The organism is Pseudomonas sp. CK-NBRI-02 (genome assembly GCF_008124495.1).
GTDB lineage: Bacteria > Pseudomonadota > Gammaproteobacteria > Pseudomonadales > Pseudomonadaceae > Aquipseudomonas > Aquipseudomonas guariconensis.
In genome coordinates, this window is sequence record NZ_VSJH01000002.1 from 17,543 (window position 1) to 29,421 (window position 11,879).

Consider the following 11,879-nt stretch of genomic DNA (forward strand, 5'->3'; position numbering starts at 1 on the left):
AAAACCCGGCCCGCCGGGAGGCGGGTCGGGCGCAGGGCTGACAGCTTACTGGGCCTTGGTGCCTTTTTCAGCTTTCCAGGCCTGGAACTCCTGCCACTCGGCCTTGCGGGCGGCGCGTTCCTTTTGCAGCTCGTCGAACTTCTTCTGCTGGTCGGGCTTGAGCAAGGCGCGGATATCGGCCTGGGTCTTGTCGTGGCTGGCCTTGATCTCGTCTTTCATGGCCTTCTGGTCGGCAGCCGGCAACTTGGCGATGTAACGTTCGGTGATGTCGCGGCGGTGCTTCATTTGCTCGCCCATCAGCTTGCCGATCTGCTGGCGCTGGTCGCGGCTCAGGTCCAGTTGGGCGAAAGGCGCGTCACCGCGATGATGCCAGCCACCGTGGTGCGGACCGCCTTCGGGCATGGCCATGGCCACGGTCGGCAGGGTGGCGGCGAACATCAGAGCGATAAGGGTCTTGCGCATGGTGTTTCTCCTTTCATGGGCCGGTGGTTACCGGATGAGCCCAGTCTAGGGAAAGCAAGGTCAAGGGCGGTCAGGTGAGCGTAAAGACTTGGTAAAGGCTTGGGCTGCAAGCTGCAAACTACAAGACAGATCCGTGGGGAGGCTGCCTTCTTGCAGCTCATCGCTTGCCGCTACAGGCTGTAGTAGTAACCGCGGCTACGCAGGGCAACGATGCGAGGTCGGCCATCAGGGTGCGGGCCGACTTTCTTGCGTAGGTTGCTGACGTGCATGTCCAGGCTGCGGTCATAGAGGGTCAGCTTGCGGCCCAGGGCGATCTGCGCCAGTTCCTGTTTGTCCAGTGGGTCGCCAGGCTGGCGCAGCAATGCCTCGAGAATGCGGCTTTCGGAAAGCGTGAGGGTCATTTCGCGAGCATCGACACTGACCACGCCCCGCGCAGGGCTGAAGGTCAGGTCGCCGACTTCGAGCTGGGTGCTGGTGGCTGCCGGGTGGCTGCGACGCAGCACCGCGCGCAGGCGGGCGGTGAGCTCGCGTGGGTCGCAGGGCTTGGCCAGGTAGTCGTCGGCGCCCAGCTCCAGGCCCAGGATGCGGTCCAGGGGTTCGCCGCGGGCCGACAGCATCAGCACTGGCAACTCCGCATGCTCGGTGCGCAGTTGCTTGAGCAGCTCCAGGCCACTGCCATCAGGCAGCATCACGTCCAGCACCACGGCCGCCGGCGCATGGGCAGCCAAGGCCTGGCGCGCGCTCTGGCCATCGTGGCAGGCACGTACGTCGAACCCTTCCTGGCTCAGCCAACTGCCGAGCAGCTCGCAGAGTTCCTGGTCATCATCAATCAGTAACAGCTCGCTCATGACTCACTCAATTCAACCATTGACGGCGTCTTCTGTGTCCGCCACTGGCTAAGATACCGCAGACAGCCGAAAACAGTGCAACGGCCGAGCCGATCACGAACCATAACTGCTGGTCGCTGAGCAGCGGTACCGGGGCGCTGGCTTGCAGCTCCTTGAGCGAAAGCTTAAGGCGCTGGTTTTCCTGGCGCAGGCGTGCGAGCTGGGCATTGTCTTGCCCGTTTTGGGTGTCTTGCAATTGCTGGTTGAGCGCGGCGCGTTGCTGTTCACTGTCCTGCAGACGTTGCTGCAGCTCCGTGATCTGCGCAGCGGCAGTCAACGACAGTGGTTCTTCGGCAATGGCGAAAGGGGACAGCGACAGCAGGCAAAGCAGCAGTGACATCGGACCTCGGCGCATTGGAACTCCTGATTCCTATCGGTTCAGAAGGTTGTCGGCCGCAGGTCGTAATAGATGAGCGCGGGCCTCATGAGCCTGTCATGAGGCCCGGTCCGATCAAGGCAGGACTTGCTTGAATGGCTTGACCACGACCTTGTCGTACACGCCGGCGGCGATGTACGGGTCGGCATCGGCCCAGGCTTGGGCGGCGGTCAGGGAGTCGAATTCGGCGACGATGAGGCTGCCGGTGAAGCCTGCGGCGCCTGGGTCGTTGCTGTCGATCGCCGGGTGCGGGCCGGCCAGGATCACACGTCCCTCGGCCTTGAGCTGCTGCAGGCGCTCGATGTGCGCCGGGCGGGCAGCCAGGCGTTTTTCCAGGGAACCTTCGACGTCGCTTGCGATGATGGCGTAGAGCATGTCAATCCTTAGGTTTGGAAGTGGAGGGGTCGCTGTCATGCAGGTGGCGCGACAGGTACACGCCCTGGGCCACCAGGAAGATCACGGTCATGCCCAGGCTGCCGAACACCTTGAAGTCGACCCAGAAGTCCTGGAAGGTGAATGCGACGAACAGGTTGGCCGCACCGCACACCAGGAAGAAGCCGATCCAGGCCAGGTTCAGGCGCGTCCAGATTGCCTCGGGCAGGCTCAGGGCGTGGCCCATGATGCGCTTGATCAGGACCCGGTCACCGACGAAGTGGCTGCCGGCGAAGGCCAGGGCGAACAGCCAGTTCACCACCGGTGCTTTCCACTTGAGGAAGGTTTCGCTGTGGAAGGCCAGGGTAAGGCCGCCGAACACCAGGCAGGCGACCAGGGTCAGCAGCTGCCCCTTCTCGAGCTTGCCGTGGCGCAGGAACAGCGCGCCGTAGACCACCAGGGAGCTGAGAATCAGCACCGCCGTGGCGCTGTAGATGCCGCCGAACTCGACGCTGTGACCAGCGATTTCGACCGCGCGCGGGTCGAGTTTGTAGACGATGAAGAACAACAACAGCGGGATGAAATCGATGAATTGTTTCACAGTGGCAGCCAGAAGCGGGATGTGACGGCATAATAACAAACATCGATTCCAGCGAAAGCGCTCCTCCATGAATGTTGATCTGCACTGTCACAGCACGGCCTCCGACGGCGCCTTGTCGCCTTCGGCCCTGGTCGCCCGGGCCCACGAGCACGGGGTGCAGACGTTGGCACTGACCGACCACGACACCATAGAAGGCCTGGCCGAGGCGCGTCAGGCCTGTCACGCCAACGGCATGCGCTGGGTCAGTGGAGTGGAACTGTCCTGTACCTGGGGGGGCGCCACGATCCATGTGCTGGGCTATGACTTCCCGCTCGATGCACCGCCGCTACTCGAGGCTATCGAGGCCTTGCACCGTGGCCGTTGGCTGCGCTCCGAGGAAATCGACCGACGGCTCGCGGCCAAGGGCATGCCCGGCACGCTCGAAGGCGCCAGGGCGGTGCAGCAGGAGCTGGGCGACAGCGGCAATGCCCCGGCGCGTCCGCACTTTGCCGAGTTCCTGGTGCGGGCCGGCCACGTCAAAGACCGCGGCGAGGCGTTTCGCAAGTGGCTGGGCGCCGGCAAGCTGGGCGACGTCAAGCTGCATTGGCCGACCCTGGAGGAAACCGTCGCCACGCTGCGTCGGTCCAACGCTTGGGTGAGTCTGGCCCATCCGATGCATTACGAGTTGACTCGCAGTAAGCGCAGACGGCTGATTGCAGACTATATTCAGGCAGGCGGGCAGGCGTTGGAGGTGGTCAACGGGATGATGCCGGCCGAGCAGGTGGGCACGATGTCCATCCTCACCCGTGAGTTCGGCCTGCTGGCAAGTGCTGGCAGTGACTTCCACGGCCCCGGCACCTGGGGCGAGATCGGTGCCTACCGGCCATTGCCCGAGGATCTGCCACCTTTGTGGCGCCGATTCAGCCATGAACAGCCTTTGGCGGTATGAACAGGACGACTACGTGAGCCAATTTTTCCAGATTCATGCGGAAAACCCGCAGGCGCGCCTGATCAAACAGGCCGTCGAGATCATCCGCAAGGGCGGTGTCGTGGTCTATCCGACCGACTCGGCCTACGCGATGGGCTGCCAGATCGGCGACAAGACCGCCGTGGAGCGGGTCCGACGACTGCGCCAGCTGGACAAGAACCACAACTTCACACTGCTGTGTTGCGACCTTTCGCAAATGGGGTTGTTCGCCAAGATCGACACAGCGACCTTCCGTCTGCTCAAAGCGCACATTCCCGGTCCCTATACCTTCATCCTCAATGCCACGCGGGAAGTGCCCAGGCTGTTGTTGCATGAAAAGCGTCGGACCATCGGCCTGCGGGTTCCTTCCAACCCCATTGCCCGGGCACTGCTCGAGGAATTGGGCGAACCCTTGATGAGCGTGAGCCTCATCCTGCCCGGTGATGAAGAGCCGATGACCGACCCCTACGAGATCCGTGCGCGCCTTGAGCATCATGTGGACCTGATCATCGATGGCGGCTTCGGTGACCTCAAAGCTTCCACCGTGATCAGCCTGGAAGGTGACGAGCCGGAAGTCATCCGTGTTGGCTGTGGCGACCCTGCGCCGTTCCTGGCGCCCGCGTGAGCACGGTGCAAGAGGCCCCGGCCCCGGTCGCTGACAGCGAGGCGCCGCAACAGCTGCAACTGGCGCTGGTCTATGGCGAGGCACTCACCGAACTGCCGCTGGACCTGTACATCCCTCCTGACGCCCTGGAAGTGTTCCTTGAAGCCTTCGAGGGCCCGCTGGACTTGTTGCTGTATCTGATCCGCAAGCAGAACATCGACATCCTCGACATCCCCGTGGCGGAGATCACCCGCCAGTACATGTCCTACGTCGAGCTGATGAAGAGCGTGCGCCTGGAGTTGGCCGCAGAGTACTTGGTGATGGCTGCCATGCTTGCCGAGATCAAATCGCGCATGCTGCTGCCGCGCTCCAGCGAGGTCGAGGAGGAAGAGGGCGATCCACGTGCCGAGCTGATCCGCAGGCTGCAGGAATACGAGCGCTTCAAAGCCGCCGCCGAAGGCCTCGATGAGCTGCCGCGGGTAGGCCGGGAGATTGTCGTGCCGCGCCTGGAGGCGCCTCAGGCCAGGGTTCGCAAGCTGTTGCCCGATGTTTCTCTGGAGGAAATCCTGCTGTCCATGGCCCAGGTGATGCGGCGCAACGACCTGTTCGAAAGCCATCAGATCACCCGCGAGACCTTGTCGACCCGTGAGCGCATGAGTGAAGTGCTCGAACGACTCAAGGGTGGCGGCTTCGTGCCGTTCATCGAGCTCTTTACCGCCGAGGAAGGCAAGTTGGGGGTGGTCGTCACCTTCATGGCAATTCTCGAACTGGTGAAGGAATCGCTCATCGAACTGGTGCAGAATGACCCCTTTGCCCCGATCCATGTCCGTGCCCGGGCCGAGTGACCACGAGCAAGCCTTTCCTACCGATGAACCTGAACGAACCCCGTGACCTGGCCTCGCTGATCGAAGCCTTCCTCCTTGCCTCTGGCAAGCCGCAATCGCTCGAGCGCCTGTACGAGTTGCTCGAAGAGGCCGAGCGCCCCGCGCCTGCTGTCTTCAAGAAGGCTTTGGAAATCCTGGCCAAGTCCTGCAATGGCCGCGCCTTCGAGCTCAAGGAAGTGGCGACCGGCTATCGCCTGCAAATCCGCGAGGACTTTGCGCCCTGGGTCGGCCGGCTGTGGGAAGAGCGTCCGCAGCGCTACTCCCGGGCGCTGCTGGAGACTTTGGCGCTGATAGCCTATCGCCAACCGATCACCCGCGGCGAAATCGAGGATGTGCGCGGTGTGGCGGTCAACAGCAACATCATCAAGACCCTGATGGAGCGTGAATGGATCCGTATCGTCGGTTATCGTGAGGTGCCCGGCCGACCGGCGATGTTCGCCACCACCAAGGCATTGCTCGATCATTTCAACCTCAAGAGCCTCGATGAGCTGCCGGCTCTGGCCGAACTGCGCGAAATGGACACCGAGCCGTTGTTGGATCCGGATGACGCACCCGTGCCTGCGCACCTGCAGGCGCTGGCCGATGCGAGCCTGGGTGAGGACGAGGAGGGCGAGGCGCCGCCTCGGGAGGAGACCAGCTTCCGGACGCTGCTGGTGGAGCTCGATGCGATGGAAGATGGGCTCAAGACCGATTTCGATGATCTGCGGGATGAGGCTGCCAACGTCGAGGATGAGCCTGAGTCATAGATCGCTCTGGCCCGTTCGCGGATGAACCCGCGCTCATAGGTGCAGCGGGGCTGCGGGTGACGCTGCAGCACCTTCGGGCGGAAACTCACAGCCCAATCGCGATAAACCGTTAGTCTCCAGTGCGTTCGTCCGCCGAACCGCGTATGATGCGCGCCCCTTTGGCGCATCTTTCGCCAAAAAACGCTTTCACTACTACACCGGGAGGTGCCCAGATGAGTGACCAAGACCTGCAAGAAACCCAATCCACCCCTCCGTCCGGCGAAAAGCTGCAGAAGGTGCTGGCGCGTATCGGCGTCGGTTCGCGTCGTGACGTCGAGGCCTGGATCAGCCAGGGCCGTATCAAGGTCAATGGCGTCGAGGCTACCCTTGGCCAGCGTGTCGATCTGCACGATGCCATTGCCGTCGATGGCAAGCTGATCAAGCGTGTGGAGGCCGCCGAGGCCACCCGCCGCGTGATCATGTACAACAAGCCTGACGGCGAGATCTGCACCCGTGACGATCCGGAAGGTCGTCCGACTGTGTTCGATCGCCTGCCGCGTCCGAAAGAAGGGCGTTGGATCAATATCGGCCGTCTGGACATCAACACCACTGGCCTGCTGCTGTTCACCACCGACGGTGAACTGGCCAACCGCCTGATGCACCCCTCCTACGAGATGGACCGTGAGTATGCGGTGCGTGTGCGCGGTGAGGTCGACGACGACATGGTCGATCGCCTCAAGGCGGGTGTGATGCTCGAAGATGGTCCGGCGAAGTTCACCGACATCCAGAAAGCTCCGGGCGGCGAAGGCTTCAACCACTGGTACCACTGCGTGGTGATGGAAGGTCGCAACCGTGAGGTACGTCGCCTGTGGGAATCCCAAGGCGTGGTGGTCAGCCGCCTCAAGCGCGTGCGCTTCGGTCCGGTGTTCCTCAATTCCGACCTGCCGATGGGGCGTTGGCGCGAAATGACCCAGGGCGAGATCGACATCCTGGCAGCGGAAGTCGGCCTGCAGCCGGTGGCGTTGCCAGCGTTGAACCTCAAGGCCAAGGACAAGCTCGAGCGCATGCAGCGCAAGTCCACCCGGCCGCTCGGTCGTGGCGAACGTGTGCGTACCCTGCGTCCCGCCCAAGATGGCCAAGCCGAGCGTCCTGCGCGTGAACGTCCGACCCGTGAAGAGGCGCCACGCAAGGGCGGTCGCAGCAGCACGGTTGCTGAACGCCCCAGCGAGATGCGTAAGCGTCCGGCCAAGCCGGAGGCCGACAAGCCAGCAGGCCGTGGCCGCGGCAAGCCACGCGGCTGATTGCTCAGCGTCATAGCAAAGGGGCCCTCGTGGCCCCTTTTTTGCGCCTCTAGAAATCTAACATCTTGATCCGACGCGATTTTTTATGGGGTCTGGAAACCCTATCGACCGGCTTGTAACAAAATCTTTACGAATTTCGACCGTTTTTTTGCCGGTACACCTGTGCATGTAAACAAATTCTGCCAAGTGCCGCGTTCCAGAGCTGTTTCTTTGCCACTCGCCCCCTTGTTCAACCCGTCGCCGCACGCTGATATAGCGCCCATGCCGTGTGCAGGGCCTGGCCGTAGAGCTGGGCATCGAAAACAACAAATGGAGGCGCCATGTACGCCGATCATCTTGCCTTTTCAGGCCTTCCCGCCAGGATCGCTGCGTTTTTTCATCAGGAAATGACGCAACGCGTTGACGCCTGCGCGTACGCAGGGGTATACAATGCGCCGCGTTTTACCTGTGACCCCAATGCGTACCGCGCACTCTTGCTGACGCCTGGTTGAGTCGCCCGGGGCCTGTCCCTCGGTGTCATCACCCCCGTCCAAGAAACCCAAGGTAACCACCTTGCCCATTCCGCTGCGCCACGAGCGCGGTGGGTCCGATTCCGTCACAGATAAAAACAAGCAGGTGACTTCGTTCATGAGTGGACAAAACATGCCTTCAGGCGAGCTCAAGCGTGGCCTGAAGAACCGCCATATCCAGCTGATTGCCCTGGGTGGCGCAATTGGTACCGGATTGTTCCTGGGCTCTGCCGGCGTGATGAAGTCCGCCGGTCCGTCGATGATTCTCGGCTACGCCATCTGCGGCTTCATCGCCTTCATGATCATGCGCCAACTGGGCGAAATGATCGTCGAAGAGCCGGTTGCCGGCTCCTTCAGCCACTTTGCCCACAAGTACTGGGGCGGTTTCGCGGGCTTCCTGTCCGGTTGGAACTGCTGGGTGCTGTACATTCTGGTCGGCATGTCGGAGCTGTCCGCGGTCGGTAAGTACATTCACTACTGGTGGCCGGAGATCCCTACCTGGGTCACTGCGGCGGGCTTCTTCATCCTGATCAACGCGATCAACCTGATGAACGTGAAAGTGTTCGGCGAGGCCGAGTTCTGGTTCGCCATCATCAAGGTACTCGCCATCGTCGGCATGATCGGCCTGGGTGCCTATCTGCTCACCAGCGGCAGCGGTGGTCCTGAAGCTTCGGTGACCAACCTTTGGGCCCATGGCGGTTTCTTCCCCAATGGCGTGAGTGGCCTGGTGATGGCTCTGGCGATCATCATGTTCTCCTTTGGTGGCCTGGAAATGCTGGGCTTCACCGCTGCCGAGGCCGACAAGCCAAAGACCGTGATTCCTAAGGCGATCAACCAGGTCATCTACCGCATCCTGATCTTCTATATCGGCGCGCTGGTGATCCTGCTGTCGCTGACCCCATGGAATAGCCTGGTCGCGAGCATCGATGCCTCCGGCGGCAGCTATGGCAGCAGCCCGTTCGTCCAGGTGTTCTCGCTGCTCGGTAGCGACGTGGCGGCGCACCTGCTGAACTTCGTGGTCCTGACTGCGGCGCTGTCGGTCTATAACAGCGGGACCTACTGCAACGCTCGCATGCTCTACGGCATGGCCGAGCAAGGCGACGCCCCGGCAAGCCTGGCCAAGATCGACAAGCGCGGCGTACCGGTCCGTTCGATCCTGGCCTCGGCCGGCGTGACGCTGGTGGCGGTGCTGCTGAACTACTTCATGCCGCAACATGCGCTGGAGCTGTTGATGTCGTTGGTGGTGGCTGCGCTGGTGATCAACTGGGCGATGATCAGCTACTCGCACCTCAAATTCCGTCAGCACCTGGACCGCACCGGGCAGAAGGCGCTGTTCAAGGCCCTCTGGTACCCGTATGGCAACTACCTGTGCCTGGCCTTCGTGGTGCTGATCCTGGGCATCATGCTGCAGATCCCTGGTATCCAGGTCTCGGTGTATGCGATTCCGGTCTGGCTGGTGGTGATGTATGCCTTCTACATGCTCAAGAGCAAGCGGAGTGGGCAGGCCTCCGGCGCCGCCGGGTCCGTCGCCAAGTAAATCGGTTACCCACTAAAAAACCCGATGGCAGGGAACTGCCATCGGGTTTTTTGTTTGTGCGAGGGAGGGCTCGAGGCGCCCTCGGCAGCCAGGCTCTCAGAGGAACACGAACTTGGCGATGAAGATCGCGCAGAGTACCCACAGGCTGGCAGAAATATCCTTGAACTTGCCGGTCCCGGCCTTGAGCGCCACGTAGCTGATGAAGCCCAGGGCGATGCCGTCGGCGACCGAGAACGTGAGCGGCATCATGATCACGGTGACGATCGCAGGAATGCTGTCGGTCGCCTCGTCCCAGTGGATGTGCGCCATGCTGCCCATCATCAGCATGGCCACATAGATCAGCGCCCCTGCGGTGGCGTAGGCGGGGATCATGCCGGCCAGCGGTGCGAAGAACATGGCGGCGACGAACAGCAGGCCAACCACCACGGCCGTCAGGCCGGTACGCCCCCCGGCGGCGACGCCTGCGGCGCTTTCCACATAGCTGGTCACAGGTGGTACGCCGACGGCAGCACCGAACACGCTGGAGGCGCTGTCGGCCTTCAGTGCACGGGACAGGTTCTCGATGCGGCCATCTTCACCGACCAGGTTGGCGCGTTGGGCCACACCCATCAAGGTGCCGGCGGTATCGAACATATGCACGAACAGGAACGCCAGCACCACGCTGATCATGCTGACATTGAATACGCCCGCTACATCCATGGCCATCCAGGTCGGAGCCAGGCTCGGTGGCAGGGAGAACACCCCGCCATACTGGACCAGTCCCAGGCCCCAGCCTGCCAGGGTGACGGTGATGATGCTGATGAGGATCGCGCCGAACACGCGGTGGTAGCTCAGTACCGCGATCATCAGGAAACATACCGCCGCCAGCAGTGGGCCAGGCTCGTGCAGAGAACCCAGCTTGATCAGCGTGGCAGGGCTGTCGACGACGATACCGGCGGTTTTAAGGCCGATCAGCCCCAGGAACAGGCCGACCCCCGCGCCCATGGCGTGGCGCAGGCTGACCGGAATGCTATTGAGCAACCATTCGCGCACGCGCGAGAGAGTCAGGGCCATGAACAGCACACCGGACACGAACACTGCACCCAATGCCGCCTCCCAGGTGTAGCCCATGGTGCCGACCACGGTGTAGGTGAAGAAGGCGTTGAGCCCCATGCCGGGGGCCAGGCCCACCGGCCAGTTGGCATAGAGGCCCATCAACAGGCAGCCCAAGGCCGCGGCGATACAGGTGGCAACGAAGGCCGCACCATGGTCGATACCGGCATCGGCCATGATGTTGGGGTTGACGAAAATGATGTAGGCCATGGTGATGAAGGTGGTCACCCCGGCGATCAGCTCGGTCCTGACGGTGCTGCCGTGTCGCTTGAGTTTGAAAATCCGTTCCAGCCAACTCGTTTCGAGCGGTGGAGCGAGATCCAGCGTAGGGGCTTCGGATTTGCGGCTTTCCACAGCGAGTACTCCTCAAGTCTTTCTTGTTGTTTCGGAACCTTGGTCCTGCGCCAATGCACTTGGGCGGTTCCGCGAGGGGATTGGCAGACGTCTGATCGATTTGTTGACTTTCGAGTCAGAAAGTTGCTCGCTGGATTATGCTGTTGTGTACAAATAATGCAAATAATGTTTTATTTTTTGTGTGCGCGATCTGTCGCGTAGTGGCTATATGGGAAAAGGCCACCTGCAGAAATCGAATGGCCTGTGTACAATAGACCGATACCTTGGTCCCTTTATTTTCTATCCAGGACTTGCCAGCCACCCTCTGACAGGTATTACAGTCAAGGTCCCGACTGGCGGATCCTCGTGCTCGAGAACCCATGAACGAACAGCTGCAACCTCTGAAGAAACCTGCGCGCAATGGCAAGGCCGGCCGCAGCGGTACCCAGGACGACATCGTCTATGCGCATATTTTCGAGGCGATCCTCGAGCAGCGTCTGGCACCGGGCACCAAGTTGAGCGAGGAAGCGCTGGGCGAGATCTTCGGCGTCAGCCGCACCATCATCCGTCGTGCCTTGTCGCGCCTGGCTCACGAAAGCGTGGTGCTACTGCGGCCCAATCGCGGTGCAGTGGTGGCGAGCCCCACGGTGGAAGAGGCGCGCCAGGTGTTCTTCTCTCGGCGCATGGTCGAGCGCGCGATCACCGAGCTTGCCGTGCAGCACGCCACGATCGAGCAACTGAATGAACTGCGCCAGATGGTGCGCGAGGAGCGCGACAGCTTCTCTCGCGGCGACCGGGGCGCGGGTATCCGCCTTTCCGGCGAGTTCCACCTCAAGCTGGCCGAAGCGGCCGGCAATGCCCCCTTGATCAGTTTCCAGCGCAGCCTGGTTTCGCAAACCTCGCTGATCATCGCACAGTACGAAAGCGGCAACCGTTCGCATTGCTCCTATGACGAGCACATGCAGCTGATCGACGCCATCGAGGCTCGTGACGCAGAGCTGGCGGTGAATCTGATGATGCATCACATGGATCACATCGACACCAAGCTGAACCTGGACGAAGAGGGCGCCTCCGACGACCTGCATGCTGTGTTCTCGCATTTGCTGAAGAAGCCGAAGGTATCGGTCAAAGGTTGATCGTTTGCCCGGTCTACGGGCAGACCGCTGCTACCAACGCCATCGTTCCCTACCCGGAGCGGTGGCGTTTTTCATTTCAGCCCCGCAATGATCGCTAATGGGGCGGGAAGCCAG

General features: G+C 61.8%; 13 protein-coding genes. 7 read left to right on the forward strand and 6 right to left on the reverse strand.

Annotation, left to right across the window (positions count from 1 at the left end; genetic code table 11):
- Positions 1-45: 45 nt before the first annotated feature.
- From DQ397_RS01630 to DQ397_RS01650, 5 genes are all read right to left on the reverse strand, one after another.
- Entirely contained in the window at positions 46-462 is a 417-nt protein-coding gene (locus DQ397_RS01630) for an LTXXQ domain protein (protein ID WP_043214328.1), read from the reverse strand.
- Between the two features lie 170 nt (positions 463-632).
- Positions 633-1,310, reverse strand: coding sequence for a response regulator transcription factor (locus DQ397_RS01635; protein ID WP_043214326.1), 678 nt, complete (start codon positions 1,308-1,310; stop codon positions 633-635).
- A gap of 7 nt (positions 1,311-1,317) precedes the next feature.
- Positions 1,318-1,704 carry a translation initiation factor 2 gene (locus tag DQ397_RS01640; RefSeq protein ID WP_043214324.1) on the reverse strand — a complete coding sequence of 129 codons (387 nt, stop codon included), beginning with the start codon at positions 1,702-1,704 and terminating at the stop codon, positions 1,318-1,320.
- 96 nt (positions 1,705-1,800) lie between these two features.
- Complete coding sequence (locus DQ397_RS01645; protein WP_043214321.1) at positions 1,801-2,100, reverse strand: YciI family protein; 300 nt, start codon at positions 2,098-2,100, stop codon at positions 1,801-1,803.
- Position 2,101: 1 nt separating this feature from the next.
- On the reverse strand, positions 2,102-2,698 hold the full coding sequence (locus tag DQ397_RS01650; protein ID WP_043214319.1) for a septation protein A: 597 nt from the start codon (positions 2,696-2,698) through the stop codon (positions 2,102-2,104).
- A 67-nt stretch (positions 2,699-2,765) separates the two neighbouring features.
- On the opposite strand from DQ397_RS01650, the gene DQ397_RS01655 reads away from it, so the two are divergent.
- The 6 genes from DQ397_RS01655 (at position 2,766) to DQ397_RS01680 (ending at position 9,204) form a co-directional block, all read left to right on the forward strand.
- A complete protein-coding gene (locus DQ397_RS01655; protein WP_043214317.1) occupies positions 2,766-3,626 on the forward strand; it encodes a PHP domain-containing protein in 861 nt (286 codons plus the stop codon).
- 13 nt (positions 3,627-3,639) lie between these two features.
- The gene (locus DQ397_RS01660; protein WP_043214365.1) at positions 3,640-4,269 is read left to right on the forward strand and encodes an L-threonylcarbamoyladenylate synthase; all 630 of its coding nucleotides are present in this window, start codon (positions 3,640-3,642) and stop codon (positions 4,267-4,269) included.
- Between the two features lie 125 nt (positions 4,270-4,394).
- A complete protein-coding gene (locus DQ397_RS01665; RefSeq protein ID WP_178113762.1) occupies positions 4,395-5,093 on the forward strand; it encodes a ScpA family protein in 699 nt (232 codons plus the stop codon).
- A gap of 23 nt (positions 5,094-5,116) precedes the next feature.
- Positions 5,117-5,878 (forward strand): SMC-Scp complex subunit ScpB, encoded by a 762-nt coding sequence (gene scpB / locus DQ397_RS01670; RefSeq protein WP_043214314.1) that lies wholly within the window; start codon positions 5,117-5,119, stop codon positions 5,876-5,878.
- A 212-nt stretch (positions 5,879-6,090) separates the two neighbouring features.
- Positions 6,091-7,158, forward strand: a complete 1,068-nt coding sequence (rluB, locus tag DQ397_RS01675) for a 23S rRNA pseudouridine(2605) synthase RluB (RefSeq protein ID WP_043214311.1) — start codon at positions 6,091-6,093, stop codon at positions 7,156-7,158.
- 627 nt (positions 7,159-7,785) lie between these two features.
- Positions 7,786-9,204, forward strand: a complete 1,419-nt coding sequence (locus DQ397_RS01680; protein WP_167358113.1) for an amino acid permease — start codon at positions 7,786-7,788, stop codon at positions 9,202-9,204.
- Between the two features lie 96 nt (positions 9,205-9,300).
- Here DQ397_RS01680 and DQ397_RS01685 read toward each other — a convergent pair whose 3' ends face one another.
- Positions 9,301-10,650: an NCS2 family permease gene (locus DQ397_RS01685; RefSeq protein WP_043215797.1), complete on the reverse strand. Its 1,350-nt coding sequence runs from the start codon at positions 10,648-10,650 to the stop codon at positions 9,301-9,303.
- A gap of 359 nt (positions 10,651-11,009) precedes the next feature.
- Between DQ397_RS01685 and DQ397_RS01690 the strand changes: the two genes are divergently transcribed.
- On the forward strand, positions 11,010-11,765 hold the full coding sequence (locus tag DQ397_RS01690) for a GntR family transcriptional regulator (protein WP_043215798.1): 756 nt from the start codon (positions 11,010-11,012) through the stop codon (positions 11,763-11,765).
- Positions 11,766-11,879 lie beyond the last annotated feature (114 nt).

What these genes read in the sequence shown, in the direction of transcription:
- DQ397_RS01645 (WP_043214321.1), bottom strand. Translation starts at nt 2,100, where the DNA reads ATGCTCTACGCCATCATCGCAAGCGACGTCGAAGGTTCCCTGGAAAAA.
- scpB (WP_043214314.1), top strand. Translation starts at nt 5,117, where the DNA reads ATGAACCTGAACGAACCCCGTGACCTGGCCTCGCTGATCGAAGCCTTC.
- rluB (WP_043214311.1), top strand. Translation starts at nt 6,091, where the DNA reads ATGAGTGACCAAGACCTGCAAGAAACCCAATCCACCCCTCCGTCCGGC.
- DQ397_RS01640 (WP_043214324.1), bottom strand. Translation starts at nt 1,704, where the DNA reads ATGCGCCGAGGTCCGATGTCACTGCTGCTTTGCCTGCTGTCGCTGTCC.
- DQ397_RS01630 (WP_043214328.1), bottom strand. Translation starts at nt 462, where the DNA reads ATGCGCAAGACCCTTATCGCTCTGATGTTCGCCGCCACCCTGCCGACC.
- DQ397_RS01690 (WP_043215798.1), top strand. Translation starts at nt 11,010, where the DNA reads ATGAACGAACAGCTGCAACCTCTGAAGAAACCTGCGCGCAATGGCAAG.
- DQ397_RS01680 (WP_167358113.1), top strand. Translation starts at nt 7,786, where the DNA reads ATGAGTGGACAAAACATGCCTTCAGGCGAGCTCAAGCGTGGCCTGAAG.
- DQ397_RS01635 (WP_043214326.1), bottom strand. Translation starts at nt 1,310, where the DNA reads ATGAGCGAGCTGTTACTGATTGATGATGACCAGGAACTCTGCGAGCTG.
- DQ397_RS01655 (WP_043214317.1), top strand. Translation starts at nt 2,766, where the DNA reads ATGAATGTTGATCTGCACTGTCACAGCACGGCCTCCGACGGCGCCTTG.